The sequence below is a fragment of the Variovorax sp. E3 genome (assembly GCF_016082275.1).
In the GTDB taxonomy this organism is placed as follows: Bacteria; Pseudomonadota; Gammaproteobacteria; order Burkholderiales; family Burkholderiaceae_C; genus Variovorax.
In genome coordinates this window covers 115,819-130,088 of sequence record NZ_MOWM01000001.1, presented here as the reverse complement: position 1 = coordinate 130,088, position 14,270 = coordinate 115,819, and the positions used below count along the sequence as shown (strand labels likewise).

At 67.9% G+C, this 14,270-nt stretch carries 10 protein-coding genes and 5 pseudogenes; 11 read left to right on the top strand and 4 right to left on the bottom strand.

Features of this window, described 5'->3' with window-relative positions; genetic code table 11:
- Positions 1 to 24 precede the first annotated feature (24 nt).
- From purD to rng, 9 genes and pseudogenes are all read left to right on the top strand, one after another.
- On the top strand, positions 25 to 1,323 hold the full coding sequence (gene purD / locus BMG07_RS00615) for a phosphoribosylamine--glycine ligase (protein ID WP_198082723.1): 1,299 nt from the start codon (positions 25 to 27) through the stop codon (positions 1,321 to 1,323).
- Positions 1,323 to 2,239 (top strand): annotated as a pseudogene (hemF, locus tag BMG07_RS00610) (oxygen-dependent coproporphyrinogen oxidase). The gene purD and the pseudogene hemF overlap by 1 nt, the downstream one beginning before the upstream one ends.
- Positions 2,236 to 2,865 carry a nicotinate (nicotinamide) nucleotide adenylyltransferase gene (gene nadD / locus BMG07_RS00605; RefSeq protein WP_198082722.1) on the top strand — a complete coding sequence of 210 codons (630 nt, stop codon included), beginning with the start codon at positions 2,236 to 2,238 and terminating at the stop codon, positions 2,863 to 2,865. Before hemF ends, nadD begins: the two are co-directional and overlap by 4 nt.
- On the top strand, positions 2,865 to 3,563 hold the full coding sequence (rsfS, locus tag BMG07_RS00600; protein ID WP_198082721.1) for a ribosome silencing factor: 699 nt from the start codon (positions 2,865 to 2,867) through the stop codon (positions 3,561 to 3,563). Before nadD ends, rsfS begins: the two co-directional genes overlap by 1 nt.
- Positions 3,560 to 4,027: a 23S rRNA (pseudouridine(1915)-N(3))-methyltransferase RlmH gene (gene rlmH / locus BMG07_RS00595; protein ID WP_159276828.1), complete on the top strand. Its 468-nt coding sequence runs from the start codon at positions 3,560 to 3,562 to the stop codon at positions 4,025 to 4,027. Before rsfS ends, rlmH begins: the two co-directional genes overlap by 4 nt.
- Positions 4,024 to 4,740, top strand: coding sequence for a phytanoyl-CoA dioxygenase family protein (locus BMG07_RS00590; RefSeq protein WP_269758486.1), 717 nt, complete (start codon positions 4,024 to 4,026; stop codon positions 4,738 to 4,740). Before rlmH ends, BMG07_RS00590 begins: the two co-directional genes overlap by 4 nt.
- A 3-nt stretch (positions 4,741 to 4,743) precedes the next feature.
- Positions 4,744 to 4,908, top strand: a complete 165-nt coding sequence (locus BMG07_RS44580) for a hypothetical protein (protein ID WP_374221210.1) — start codon at positions 4,744 to 4,746, stop codon at positions 4,906 to 4,908.
- Positions 4,896 to 5,177: pseudogene (locus BMG07_RS44575) on the top strand (Maf family protein); the annotation flags it as partial. The gene BMG07_RS44580 and the pseudogene BMG07_RS44575, both read left to right, overlap by 13 nt.
- A gap of 174 nt (positions 5,178 to 5,351) precedes the next feature.
- On the top strand, positions 5,352 to 6,878 hold the full coding sequence (gene rng / locus BMG07_RS00580; RefSeq protein ID WP_198082720.1) for a ribonuclease G: 1,527 nt from the start codon (positions 5,352 to 5,354) through the stop codon (positions 6,876 to 6,878).
- 34 nt (positions 6,879 to 6,912) lie between these two features.
- Here rng and BMG07_RS00575 read toward each other — a convergent pair.
- The 3 genes and pseudogenes from BMG07_RS00575 to BMG07_RS00565 all read right to left on the bottom strand — a co-directional run bounded on the left by BMG07_RS00575 (position 6,913) and on the right by BMG07_RS00565 (position 10,128).
- Positions 6,913 to 8,245: pseudogene (locus BMG07_RS00575) on the bottom strand (MFS transporter).
- Between the two features lie 115 nt (positions 8,246 to 8,360).
- Positions 8,361 to 9,292 (bottom strand): annotated as a pseudogene (locus tag BMG07_RS00570) (3-keto-5-aminohexanoate cleavage protein).
- 53 nt (positions 9,293 to 9,345) lie between these two features.
- Positions 9,346 to 10,128, bottom strand: coding sequence for an SDR family oxidoreductase (locus BMG07_RS00565; protein WP_198082718.1), 783 nt, complete (start codon positions 10,126 to 10,128; stop codon positions 9,346 to 9,348).
- Positions 10,129 to 10,227: 99 nt separating this feature from the next.
- Between BMG07_RS00565 and BMG07_RS00560 the strand changes: the two are divergent.
- Positions 10,228 to 10,988, top strand: a pseudogene (locus BMG07_RS00560) (GntR family transcriptional regulator).
- Positions 10,989 to 11,000: 12 nt separating this feature from the next.
- Here the strand turns inward: BMG07_RS00560 and msbA are convergent.
- On the bottom strand, positions 11,001 to 12,785 hold the full coding sequence (gene msbA, locus BMG07_RS00555; protein WP_198082717.1) for a lipid A export permease/ATP-binding protein MsbA: 1,785 nt from the start codon (positions 12,783 to 12,785) through the stop codon (positions 11,001 to 11,003).
- 253 nt (positions 12,786 to 13,038) lie between these two features.
- On the opposite strand from msbA, the gene tolB reads away from it, so the two are divergent.
- Complete coding sequence (tolB, locus tag BMG07_RS00550) at positions 13,039 to 14,265, top strand: Tol-Pal system beta propeller repeat protein TolB (protein WP_269758485.1); 1,227 nt, start codon at positions 13,039 to 13,041, stop codon at positions 14,263 to 14,265.
- Positions 14,266 to 14,270 lie beyond the last annotated feature (5 nt).

Below are 14,270 nucleotides of genomic sequence, written 5' to 3'. Positions count from 1 at the left end.
ACAGCGAGAAATGAAGGCCCGCGAATGAAGGTACTGGTAATTGGGGGAGGGGGCCGTGAACACGCTCTGGCATGGCGCCTGGCGCAGGCCACCCGTGTGAGCCGCGTGTACGTGGCGCCGGGCAACGGCGGCACCGCGAGCGACGAACGCTACGACTGCATCGACATCACCGAGCCCGCCGCGCTGCGCGAGTGGGCCATCAACGAAAAGATCGCGCTGACCGTGGTCGGCCCCGAGGCGCCGCTGGCGGCCGGCGTGGTCGACGAGTTCCGCGCGCACGGCCTGCGCATCTTCGGGCCGACGCAGGCCGCCGCGCAGCTCGAAAGCTCCAAGGCCTTCTCGAAGGCGTTCATGAAGCGCCACAAGATCCCCACGGCCGAGTACGAGGCGTTCACCGACGCCGCGCTCGCGCATGCCTACATCGACGCCAAGGGCGCGCCCATCGTCGTCAAGGCCGACGGCCTGGCGGCGGGCAAGGGCGTGGTCGTGGCCATGACCGCGCAGGAAGCGCACGAGGCGGTCGACTTCATGCTGGTCGACAACAAGTTCGGCGTGTCGCACAACGAAGGCGGCGCGCGCGTCGTCATCGAAGAATTCCTGCAGGGCGAGGAAGCCAGCTTCATCGTGCTGTGCGACGGCAAGAACGTCACCGCGCTGGCCACCAGCCAGGACCACAAGCGCCTGCTCGACAACGACGAAGGCCCCAACACCGGCGGCATGGGCGCGTATTCGCCCGCGCCGGTGGTCACGGCCGAGGTGCATGCGCGCGCCATGCGCGAGATCATCCTGCCGACCATCCGCGGCATGGAAAAAGACGGCATTCCGTACACGGGTTTCCTGTACGCCGGCCTGATGATCGACGCGGCCGGCCATCCCAAGACGCTCGAGTTCAACTGCCGCATGGGCGACCCCGAGACGCAGCCGATCATGATGCGCCTGAAGTCCGACCTGTTCGAGGTGTTCTGGCACGCCACCGACGGCACGCTCGACCAGGTCGAGCTGCAGTGGGACCGGCGCGTGGCCATGGGCGTGGTGATGGCCGCGCACGGCTACCCGCTGTCGCCGCGCAAGGGCGACCGCATCACGGGCATTCCCGCCGAAGTGGCCGACGCCGTGGTGTTCCACGCCGGCACGACGCTGGAGAACGGCGAGCTTCGCACCAGCGGCGGCCGCGTGCTTTGCGTCACGGTGCTGGCCGACAGCGTGAAGCAGGCGCAGCAGCGGGCCTACGAAGTGGCGGCGCGCGTCAACTTCGACGGCGCGCAATACCGCAAGGACATCGGATTCCGCGCCGTGCATGCGCGCAACACCCCCCACGCTTGATGCAGCAAACCAACCCGGCAGCGGTCGGCGACTACCTGCGCGGACTGCAGCAGTCGATCATTTCAGCGGTCGAGAAAGCCGACGGCGGCACCTGCGTGCGCGATGCCTGGCAGAAGCTCCCGGCGAGCCGCTGCAGGGCCACGGCCTGACGTGCATTCTCGAAGGCGGCGAGCTGTTCGAGCGCGCGGGCTGCGGCTTCTCGCAGGTGCGCGGGCCGAAGCTGCCGCCCTCGGCCACGCAGAACCGGCCTGAACTCGCCGGCGCGCCCTTCGAGGCCATGGGCGTGTCGCTGGTGTTCCACCCGCGCAACCCCTACGTGCCGATCGTCCACATGAACGTGCGCATGCTGGCCGCGCTGCCCGAGGGCGGCGAGCCGGTGTGCTGGTTCGGCGGCGGCATGGACCTCACGCCGTGCTACGGCTTCGAGGAAGACGCGGTGCACTTTCACACCGTGTGCCGCGATGCGCTCGCGCCCTTCGGCCAGGACAAGTACCCGCGCTTCAAGACCTGGTGCGACGAGTATTTCTTCCTGAAGCACCGCAACGAGCAACGCGGCGTCGGCGGCATCTTCTTCGACGACTTTTCCGAGGGCGGTTTCGAGAATGGCTTTGCCATGATCCGCTCGGTGGGCGACGGCTTCCTGCCGGCCTACCTGCCCGTGGTCGAGCGTCGCCGGGCCACGCCCTACACCGAGCGGGAGCGCAACTTCCAGCTCTACCGGCGTGGGCGCTATGTCGAGTTCAACCTCGTGTGGGACCGCGGCACGCATTTCGGCCTGCAATCGGGCGGACGCACCGAATCGATCCTGCTGTCGATGCCGCCGCTGGCCAGTTGGGCCTACCAGCAGCAGCCCGAGCCGGGCAGCCCCGAAGCCGCGCTGTACAGCGACTTCATCGTGCGGCGCGACTGGCTGTGACCCCTCCCGGCAAGGCTCCGCGCATCGGCGTTTTCGGCGGCGCGTTCGACCCGCCGCACCGGGCCCATGTGGCGCTTGCCGAAGCCGCGCTGGCGCAACTCGATCTTGCCGAACTGCACGTCATTCCCACGGGGCAGGCCTGGCACAAGAGCCGCGCGCTCACACCGAAAGAAGACCGCCTGGAGATGACCCGCCTGGCCTTCGCGGGCCTGAAGGGCACCGTCGTCATCGACAGCCGCGAAGTGCTGCGCAACGGGCCCACCTACACGCTCGACACCCTGCACGAACTGCAGAAAGAACAGCCCGGCGCGCAGCTCGTGCTGATCATGGGCGCCGACCAGGCCAGCGCGTTGCCGAGCTGGCACGGCTGGCAGGCTATACTCGGCATTGCTATCGTTTCTGTAGCGTATCGCGCATTATCGACGGGTGACATCGCTCGTTTTGATCCGAAAATGCTGCCCGGCCTCCCGGCCGGCGCACGTTTCGAGGCGCTCGAATTGCCGGCCATGGACACCAGCGCAACCGAAATTCGGCGGCGCGCGGCGCTTGGCGTGGACATTTCCTCGCTGGTTCCGGCCACCGTTGCACGCTATATTGACCAACACCACCTCTACCGCTCTGCCTGATGACCACTGAAGCCGCCGCCAAAAAAGACACCCAGAAACTCCAGCGAGCCATCATCGATGGTCTCGAAGACGTCAAGGCGCAGGACATCCAGGTATTCGATACCGAGCATCTGTCACCGCTGTTCGAGCGCGTGATCGTTGCGTCGGGCACGTCGAACCGCCAGACCAAGGCGCTGGCCGCCAGCGTGCGCGATGCCGTGCGCGAAGCCGGTTTCGGCAAGCCGCGCATCGAGGGCGAGGAAAACGGCGAGTGGATCATCGTGGACTGCGGCGCGGCGGTCGCGCACATCATGCAGCCGGCCATCCGCCAGTACTACCACCTCGAAGAGATCTGGGGCGACAAGCCGGTGCGCTCCAAGCTGGGCGGTGCCAAGCCTGCCGCGTCGACGAGCTCGTCGGTCAAGGACGAGCCCGAGGCCAAGAAGAAGCCCGCCGCCAAGGAACCGACGCTGCGCCGCTCGAGCGCCGCCAAGACCGCCATCCGCGCGGCCGAGCAGGAAGCCAAGGCCGCGAAGGCGCCGGCAAGAAAGCCGGCTTCGAAGACGGCCGCCAAGACCACCGCCAAGAAGGCACCGGCCAAAAAGACCACCACCGCGCGCGTGCCGGTCAAGGTGGTCGGCAAGCCCGCCGCCAAGAAGCCCGCTGCAAAGACCGCAGCGAAGACTGCCGCCAAGAAGGCGCCAGCCCGCCGCGCATGAAGCTCCTGGTGGTCGCCGTCGGGCAGCGCATGCCCGATTGGGCTCAGACTGCCTGGGACGACTACGCCAAGCGCTTCCCACCCGAGCTCAAGCTCGAGCTGCGCGCGGTCAAGACCGAGCCGCGCGGCTCCAAGACCCTGGAGACGCTGTACGCCGCCGAGCGCGAGCGCATCGAGGGCGCCATCGCGCGCGGCATGCGCATCGTCGTGCTCGACGAGCGCGGCACGGCGTTGACCACCAAGGCGCTCGCCACGCGGCTGCAGACCTGGCAGGGCGAGGGTGACGACGTGGCGCTGGTCATCGGCGGGCCCGACGGGCTCGACCCGGCCTTCAAGGCCGCGGCCCACGAGCGCATCCGCCTGTCCGACCTGACGCTGCCGCACGCAATGGCGCGGGTGCTGCTGGTCGAGCAGCTGTACCGGGCGTGGTCGGTGAACGCGGGCCATCCTTACCACCGCGAATGACGAGCGCCGACGGGCAGGCCGCGTGGCTCGACGAGAAGGGCTATGTGCTTGTACCGGCGCTGCTGCCGAACGGGCTGCTGGACGAAGCCGCGCAGTCGCTTGAAGGCTGGCTGGGGCACGAAGCGGCAGGCAGTCGCAACCTGTTGGCCCAATCGCAATGCCACCGGATGGGCGTTCAACTGAAAGCGCGGCTGGTCGATCTCGGCCTGCTCGAGGCCGAATCCGTCGCCGTGCAATGCACGCTGTTCGACAAGACCGCCGACCGCAACTGGCTGGTCGCGCTGCACCAGGACACCTCGATTCCCGCCTCGGGCGGCAGCCTGCCGATGGTGACCAAGGAGGGCGAACCGTACGTGCAGCCTTCGATCAAGGTGTTGCAGTCGCTGCTCGCCGTGCGCGTGCACCTGGACGATTGCGGCGCTGAAGCCGGGCCTTTGCGCGTCGTGCCGGGCAGCCACCGCGTCGGCCGGCTGGGCGACGCCGAGGCGCAGGCGCTGCGCGCTGCCCATGGCGAAGAGGTCTGCATCGCGGCACGCGGCGATGCGCTGCTGATGCGCCCGCTGCTGCTGCACGCCTCGTCCCGCGCCCGGTCGCCTGTGCGCCGCCGCGTCCTTCACTTCCTCTTCGGACCCGGGCGCCTGCCGCATGGCCTGGTCTGGAATCGCACCGTGGCCGGCGCGCGGACTGCGCCGCCGGCCTCACAGGAGAACTGAGCCTTGACCGACTTCATCTACCTCGCCTCGCAAAGCCCGCGCCGCGCCCAACTGCTCGGCCAGCTCGGCGTTCGCCATGCGCTGCTGCTCGCCGATGCCGGCGAAGACGCCGAGGCGCTCGAAGCGGTGCTGCTCAACGAGCGCCGGCCTCCTACGTGCAGCGTGTGACCGCGCTCAAGCTCGATGCGGCCGTGGCGCGGCTGGCGCGCCGAGGCCTGGCCAGTGCGCCGGTGCTCTGCGCCGACACCACGGTTGCGCTCGGCCGCACCATCCTCGGCAAGCCCGAGGACGCCGCCGATGCCGCGCGCATGCTCGCGATGCTGTCGGGCGCCACGCACCGCGTGCTCACGGCGGTGGCGTTGCAGCACGGCGAGCAGCGCCATGCCGCGCTCAGCGTTTCGCGCGTGCGCTTCGCGAAGATCACCGAGGCCCAGATCGCCCGCTATGCGGAAGGCGGCGAGCCGCTGGGCAAGGCCGGGGCCTACGCCATCCAGGCGCGGCGGCCGCGTTCATCGAGCACATCAGCGGGTCCTATTCGGGCATCATGGGACTTCCCATGTTCGAGACGGCCGGCCTGCTTCGAAACGCCGGCTTCAATACTTAAGACTTCCATGCAAGACATCCTGATCAACTGGTCCCCGCAGGAGACCCGTGTGGCGCTGGTCGAGCACGGCGCGGTGCAAGAGCTGCACGTCGAGCGCACGCTGGAGCGCGGGCTGGTCGGCAACATCTACCTGGGCAAGGTGTCGCGCGTGCTGCCGGGCATGCAGTCGGCCTTCATCGACATCGGCCTGGAGCGCACCGCGTTCCTGCACGTGGCCGACATCGTGGCGCCGTTCACGCCCGGCTCGCGCCCCAGCGCGCCCGCGCCCGAGCGCGACCACCGCAACGGCGGGCCAATGGTGCCCATCGAAAAGCAGGTGTTCGAAGGCCAGTCGCTGCTGGTGCAGGTCATCAAGGACCCGATCGGCACCAAGGGCGCGCGGCTGTCGACACAGATCAGCATTGCCGGCCGGCTGCTGGTGTTTCTGCCGCAGGACAACCACATCGGCGTGTCGCAGAAGATCCCGTCGGACCAGCGCGAGTCGCTGCGCAACCGCATGCTGGCGCTGATCGAGGCGGCTGCCGCGGCCGACAGCGGCGGCGTGGTGCCGGCCAACACCGGCGGCTTCATCCTGCGCACCAACGGCGAGGATTCGTCCGACCCCGAGCTGGCCGAAGACATCGCCTACCTGCGCAAGACCTGGTCGCGCATCCGCGAGGCGTCCGGCCGTATGCCCGCCATGTCGCTGCTGCACCAGGACCTGAGCCTGCTGCAGCGCGTGCTGCGCGACATGACCGTCGAAGACACGCAGACCATCCGCATCGACTCGCGCGAGCAGTTCGAGGTGCTGCTGAAGTTCGGCCTCGAATTCATGCCCAAGGCGGCCGGCAAGCTGCAGCACTACAAGGGCGAGCGGCCGATCTTCGACCTGTACTCGGTCGACGAGGAAATCGCCAAGGCGCTGGGCCGGCGCGTCGAGCTCAAGTCGGGTGGCTACCTCGTGGTCGACCAGACCGAGGCGTTGACCACGGTGGACGTGAACACCGGCGGCTTCGTCGGCGCGCGCAATTTCGACGACACCATCTTCAAGACCAACCTCGAGGCGGCGCAGGCCATTGCGCGGCAACTGCGGCTGCGCAACCTGGGCGGGATCATCATCGTCGACTTCATCGACATGGGCCGCGACGACCACCGCGAGCAGGTGCTGGCGGAGTTTCGCAAGCAGCTGGCGCGCGATCGCGTCAAGACCACGGCGGGCGGTTTCTCGCAGCTCGGGCTGGTCGAGATGACACGCAAGCGCACCCGCGAATCGCTGGCGCACATGCTGTGCGAACCATGCGTGGCCTGCGGCGGACAAGGCATCGTGAAGACTGCGCGCAGCGTGGCCTACGACGTGATGCGAGAGATCTTGCGCGAGGCGCGCCAGTTCACGCCGCGCGAGTTCCGCATCGTGTCGTCGCCGCAGGTGATCGAGCTGTTCCTCGACGAGGAAAGCCAGCACCTGGCGGGGCTGAGCGACTTCATCGGCAAGCCGATTTCGCTGCAGTCGGAGCCGGCGATCGGGCAAGGGCAGTACGACATCGTGCTGCTCTGATTCCGATCCCGTCGGTGCGGTCGGTTCCGGCCAGCTAGCGGCGCGACTCCTGCCCCTGCCGCATCCAGATGCTGGCCAGCGCGGCGGCCACCAGCAGCACCGCGATCAGGAGCAGCCCGTTCCTGGTGCTGCCCGTGCTCTGCTCGATCCAGCCCATCACCGAGGGGCCGATGAAGCCGCCCACGAGGCCGCAGGTGTTGACCAGCGCCAGTCCTCCGGCGAGCGCGACGCCCGCCAGGCGGGAAGACGCGAACAGGAAGATCACCGACTGCACCACGAAGAACATCGAGCCCGTGACGCAGAAGCCCGCGAGCGCGACGGCGGGGCTTGCGAATGCCGCGAGCCACAGCCCCACCGCCATCGCGAGCAGCCCGACCAGCAACAGGCGCCGGCCGCGCTGCGGTGTGACCGCAAGCCGCGGGAGCGTGACGGCGCCGATGGCGGCGGCGATCCACGGCAGCGAGTTGAGCGCCCCGATCTGCAGCGGCGAGAGCTTGCCGTAGGTGCCGATGATGCCCGGCAGGAAGAAGATCACGGTGTAGATGCTGATCTGGTGGCAGAAGTAGACAAAGATCGCGAGCCAGATCTGCCGGTCGGCCAGGCAGGCACGCAGGGATTCGCCGACCTGGCCGCTCGCCACATCCTCGGCGCGTTCGGCTGCCAGCCGGTGTTCGATGGCTTGTGCCTGCGCTCGCGTGAGCCAGCTGGCGCTGGACGGTCCGTCGGGCAACTTGCGCCAGACGACGAAGGCCAGCACCACGGCCGGCAGGCCCTCGAGCACGAACATCCATTGCCAGCCGTGCCAGCCCAGCAGGCCGTCCATCTGCAGCAGCGCGCCGCCGACCGGGCCGCTCAGGATGTTCGCGATGCACACGCCGAGCAGGAAGTAGCCCGTCGCGCGTGCGCGGTCCTTGCGGCCGAACCAGTAGTTCAGGTAGAGCATCACGCCCGGGAACAGGCCGGCCTCCGCCGCGCCCAGCAGGATGCGCATCACGTAGAACGAGGTTTCCCCCGAGACGAAGGCCATGCCGGCCGACAGCAGCCCCCAGGTGATCATGATGCGCGCGATCCACCAGCGTGCGCCCACCCGGTGCATCACCAGATTGCTGGGCACTTCGAGCAAGGCGTAGCTCAGGAAGAACAGACCGGCACCGAGCCCGTAGGCCGCGGCCGAGATGCCGATGTCCACGGCCATGTGGCTCTTGGCCAGCGCGATGTTCGTGCGGTCGATGAAGCTGACCACATAGGCCAGCACGAGCAGCGGCATGAGCTTGCGAAAAGAGCAGCGCGTTCAGGGAGCGTTGTTCTTCGGTCGTCTGTTCGAGCTGGAGCCCGATCGGGGCGGTCTGGGTGGATGCGTGTGGCATCGTGTGTCTCCTTCTGGGTCCGGGGATGGGCGCCGGGAGGTCCGGGCAGGGCCGACCGACGGGCGTGCAGGGTCCGGCCGCGGCGATGCGGCCAGGACGATGGTTCTCGTGCAGGCTAGAAGTCGACGCGCGCGGCGCCCTTGAGCCCGAGCATTTCGCGCGCCTCGTCGGGCGTGGCGATGTCGATGTTCAGCGCCTCCAGCACCGCGCGGATGCGCAGCACCTGTTCGGCGCTCGACGCGGCGAGCCGGCCGGGCCCGATCCACAGCGAGTCCTCGAGCCCCACGCGCACGTGCGAGCCCATGGCGGCGCCGATGGTGGCCAGCGGCAGCTGGTTGCGGCCGGTGCCGAGGATCGACCATTGGAAGCGGTCGCCGAACAGCCGTGCGGCGGTGCGGTGCATGTGCATCAGGTCCTCCGGGTCGGCACCGATACCGCCCAGGATGCCGAAGACGGTTTGCACGAAGAGCGGCGTCCGCACCAGTCCGCGATCCAGGAAATGCCGCAGGTTGTTGAGATGGCTGACGTCGTAGCACTCGAACTCGAAGCGCGTGCCGTTGGCGTTGCCGAGCTCGAGGATGTTCTCGATATCGGCGAAGGTGTTCTTGAAGATCAGGTTGCGGCTGTTCTCGAGGTGCTCGCGCTCCCAGTCGTGCTCGAGGGACTTGAAGCGCTCGAGCATCGGGAAGAGGCCGAAGTTCATCGAGCCCATGTTGAGCGAGGCGAGCTCGGGCTTGAAGGTGGTCGCCGGCCGCATGCGTTCCTCGACGCTCATGTGTGGCTGCCGCCGGTGGTGATGTTGATCACCGCATCGGTCGCGGCCTTGATCTTCGACAGGAACGGGCGGAACAGCGCCGGGTCTTGCGAGGGGCGGCCGTCCTTCGGGTCACGCGCATGCAGGTGCAGGATCGCGGCGCCGGCGCGGGCGGCTTCGATGGAAGCCGCCGCGATTTCATCGGCCGTCACGGGCAGGTGGGGCGACATGCTCGGTGTGTGGATTGCGCCCGTGGGCGCGCAGGTGATGATGGCTTTGGAGCGGTGGGCCATGGGTGTGTCTTGTCCGGATGAGAAGAGGAAAGAAAAGGAAGGGCGGCCGGCGATCAGCTCAGTGCCTGGGTATGGCCGTCCACCGCGAGCGCCTGGCCCGTGACGCTCGCGGCCAGGTCGCTCGCGGCGAACAGCACCATGTTGGCGATGTCGCCGGGCGTCACCATGCGCCCCAGTGCCGATTGCGCGGTGTAGCTGCGCGTGACTTCCGCCAGCGGCTTGCCCAGCGCTTCGGCCTTGGCGGCGATCACTGCGCGGATGCGGGGGCCGTCGACCGCACCCGGCAGGATCGCGTTGACGCGAATGCCGTCCTTGCCGAGTTCGATCGCGAGTGTCTTCGTGAAGCCGATCACCGCCCATTTCGAGGCGGAGTAGGGCGAGCGCCCCGGCATGCCCAGGTGGCCGGCGGCCGAAGAGAGGTTGACGATGGACGGGTTGCGCCCTTGCCGCAGTCGCGGCACCGCAAGCCGTGCGCAGAGAAACTGTCCCGTGATGTTGACGGCGAGCGTGCGCTCCCAGTCCGCCAGCGAGAGGGTTTCGACACCTCCGGTCGGCCCGGCCACGCCGGCGTTGTTCACGAGCACGTCGAGGCCGCCGAGCTCGCGGTCCACGGCGTCGAACAGCCGGGCCACGTCTTCTTCGCTGGAGACATCGGCGAGGCGGCCGGCAATCGCCGGCAGTTCGCGTTTCAATTCATCGAGGCTCGCCTGTTGCACGTCGCAGGCCAGGACCCGGGCGCCCGCCGCGGCGAAGCCACGCGCGATTTCGAGGCCGATGCCGCTTGCACCGGCCGTGACGAGCACGCGTTGGCCGGCGAGGGAATTGCCATTCCACATGTTGGAGAACTCCTTGGGTTGATGCGTTGACTGGGCGGGATCGTATATCTGTGATCACAGATATTTCATAGGGAATACCCCGCTCGTATACTTCGCCGCATGGGCCTTTCCGATCTCGTCACTCCGCTCAAGCGCCAGACGCTCAGCGCGAACGTCTATGACCAGTTGCGCGACCTCGTGATGAGCGGGCAGATGATGCCGGGCGAGCAGATCTCGTTGCGCAGCGCCGCGGCGGCGCTCGGCGTGAGCGTGATGCCGGTGCGCGAAGCCATGCAGCGCCTCGTGGCCGAACAGGCGCTGGAGCTGACGCCCAATCGCGCCTTGCGCGTGCCGAGAATGACGGCGGCGCAGTTCAAGGAGATCACGATCATCCGCACCAACCTCGAGGCCTGGCCACCGAGGTCGCGGCCTCGGCGTCCGGCGGCGTGTCGTTGCGCGACATCACGCAGTGGCACGATGCATTCGCCGCCGAAATGAAGTCCGCGAGTCCCGACGGATCGAAGCTCGTCACCTTCAACAAGGAATTCCATTTCGCGGTCTACGCTGCGGCGGACATGCCCGTGCTGCTGCAGATGATCGAGGCGCTGTGGCTGCGCATCGGCCCCATCCTCAACTACGACCTGCGCGGCGGCTCCCGTCGTGTGCGCGAGAAGGTGGCGATGTCGCACCACGCGGCGCTGCTCGCCGCGCTGAAGCGGCGCGACGGCGCCAAGGCGCGGGCCGCGCTGCAGGGCGACATCGAGAGCGCCGCCGAATTCATCCTGTCGGCCGGCGTGCTGGTCTCCCACGGCGCATTGCCACCGGAGAGCACCGCGCCGGCGGCGAAGAAGCCGCGCGCCACGCCTGCCGCGCCGCGCTGACGCGGCGCCGTATCAGAGCGTCGGGTCTTGCCCCGGCGTGGCGCTGCGCACAGCCAGTGTCTGCAGCCGCGCATACAGCCCGTCCAGCTGCATCAGCTGCTCGTGGCTGCCTTGCTCGGCAATGCGGCCTTGCTCCATCACGATGATGCGGTCCGCGTGCTGGATGGTCGACAGGCGGTGGGCCACGATCAGCGTGGTGCGGTTCTGCATCAGGCGTTGCAGGGCGTCTTGCACCAGCCGTTCTGATTCGGTATCGAGGGCCGAGGTGGCTTCGTCGAGCAGCAGCACGGGGGCGTTCTTGTAGAGCGCACGCGCGATGGCCAGGCGCTGGCGCTGGCCGCCCGACAGTTGCGTGGCGTTGTGGCCCAGCACGGTGTCGATGCCTTGCGGCAGGCCTTCGACGTGCGAGCTCAGGTTGGCGGCGGCGATGCATTGCAGCACGCGGTCGCGGTCGATGTCGGAGCCCAGCGCCACGTTGGCGGCGAGCGTTTCGTTGAGCATGACCACGTCCTGGCTCACCATCGCGAACTGCGAGCGCAGGCTCTTCAGTCGCCATTCGCTGGTGTCGTGCCCGTCGAGCAGCACCTGGCCGCCGCTGGGTTGCACGAAGCGCGGCAGCAGGTTGACCAGCGTGGTCTTGCCCGAGCCCGAGGGGCCGACGAAGGCCACCACCTGGCCGGGCTCGATGGTCAGGCTCACGCCGTCGAGCGCGCGCTGCTCGTCTTCGCCGCGGTAGTTGACCTGCACGTTGCGCAGTTCGATGTGGCCGCGGGCATGTTCGAGGCTGAAGCTGCCTTGCGACTCCGGCGCCACTTCGTCGACCAGCACCAAGCCGCGTTCGAGCGCGGCAAGGCCACGCGTGATGGGCGCGGCCATGTCGGCCAGCCGGCGGATCGGCGCGATCAGCATCAGCATGGCCGTGATGTAGGCGACGAAACCGCCCACCGTCAGGCCCTGTTCGCCGCTTTGCCAGAGCGCGATCATCACGACGACCGACAGCGCCAGCGACGCCATCATCTGCGTGAGCGGCGTGGTGGCGGCCTGGGCAATGGTCGACTTCACGGCCAGCCGGTTCAGGCGCTGGCTCAGTTGCTCGAAGCGCTGGCCCTGCGCGGCTTCGGCGCCGTGCAGCCGCACCACGCGGTGCGCGAGCACGTTTTCCTCGACCACGTAGGCCAGCTCGTCGGTGGCCTGCTGGCCCTGCTGCGTGAGGCGGTAGAGGCGCTTGGAAAACACCTTCATGATCCACGAGATGCTGGGCACCAGGAACGCCACGATCAGCGTGAGCTTCCAGTTCAGGTAGACGAGGTAGCCGAGCAGCGCGATCAGCGTGAAGCCGTCGCGCGTGAGCCCGAGCAGCGCCTGCACCAGCAGCATCGCGCCGGTCTGCACTTCGTAGACCACGGTGTTCGACAGTGCGCTCGCCGACTGGCGCGTGAACAGGGCCAGCTCGGCGCCCATCAGCCGTTCGAACAGCACGCGGCGCAGCCGCTGCATGCCTTCGTTGGCGATGCGCGACAGGGCGTATTGGGAAATGAACTGCGCAATGCCGCGCACCGCGAACAGCAGCAGCACGGCAGCCGGCACGATCCACAACTGGAGCTGGCCGCGGTTGAAGCCGCGGTCGAGCAGCGGCTTGAGCAGGGCGGCCATCAGCGGTTCGGTAATGGCCGCCATCAGGGCGCCGATCAGGCCTGCGGCCCACCATTGGCGGGAGCCACCGAACCAGGTCATGAGTCGCGCCAGGCGGCGCATCAGGGGAGGGCGCGCGTTCTCGCTGCCGGGGGATGCTTGCATGGCGGCGGATTCTACGGGGCCCCCCATTTCGGGCTTCCTGAAGTGATTCTGTAGGACCGCATCGCCGGATAAACGTTTTGTGACGGCGCCTGCGAGCCAGTGTGTAACATGTGGCCCGTCAAGCCGGGAAGAAACTTTTTCGCCGGAAACCTCTCCGAACCGCATGAACAAGCCGTTGCCAACTCCAATTCCAACTCCTTCTTCATCGCTATTTGCACGCCGCACCCTCATTGCGGCCCTTGCTGCCACCCCCATGCTTCCAGCGCTCGCCCAGTTCCGGGTCGAAGTGTCGGGCGTCGGGTTGACGCAATTGCCAATCGCGCTCGCCCCCTTCAAGGGCCAGGAGTCTTCGCCGCAGAAGATCTCGGACATCGTCCAGGCCGACCTGGAGCGCAGCGGCCAGTTCCGCGGCGTCGATGCCTCCGGCCAGGCGCTGGACGAAGCCTCGCGCCCCGACCTGTCGCTGTGGCGCCAGCGCACCGCCGACTCGCTGGTGGTGGGCAGCGTCAGCAAGCTGGCCGACGGCCGCTTCGACGTGCGCTTTCGCCTGTGGGACGTGGTCAAGGGGCAAGACCTCGGCGGCCAGAGCTACACCGTGCCGCAGGGCGACCTGCGCCTGGCTTCGCACCGCATTGCCGACTACGTCTACGAGAAGCTGACCGGTGAGAAGGGCATCTTCTCGACCCGCATCGCCTACGTCACCAAGGCCGGCAGCCGCTACTCCCTGTGGGTGGCCGACGCCGACGGCGAGAACGCGCAGGCCGCGCTCGCCAGCCCCGAACCCATCATCTCGCCGTGCTGGTCGTCCAACGGGCAGCAGCTGGCGTACGTGTCCTTCGAATCGCGCAAGCCGGTCGTGTACGTGCACAACGTGGCCAGCGGCCAGCGCCGCCTGCTTGCGAACTTCAAGGGTTCGAACAGCGCGCCGGCCTGGGCGCCCGACGGCAATTCACTGGCCGTCACCCTCAGCCGCGACGGCGGCTCGCAGCTGTTCACCATTCCGGCCAGCGGCGGCGAACCGCGCCGCCTGACCCAGAGCTCGAGCATCGACACCGAGCCCGCGTACTCGGCCGACGGCAGCACCATCTACTTCGTGAGCGACCGTGGCGGCGCCCCGCAGATCTACAAGATGGGCGCCAGCGGCGGCAACCCGACGCGCGTGACCTTCAGCGGCACCTACAACATTTCTCCGGCTGTCAGCGGCGATGGCCGGTGGTTGGCCTACATCTCGCGGGTGGGCGGTGCCTTCAAACTCCACGTGATGGAGTTGGCCACCGGCAATGTGAGCGCAATCACCGACACTTCCGCCGACGAAAGTCCAAGTTTTGCCCCGAACAGCAAATTGATCGTCTACGCCACGCAACTGCAAGGTCGCGAAGCCCTCATGACGACCACTTTGGATGGAAAAATAAAGGCTCGACTGGCGGGACAGGCGGGAGACATAAGAGAACCGGACTGGGGTCCGTTTCAAAAGCAATGATTAGG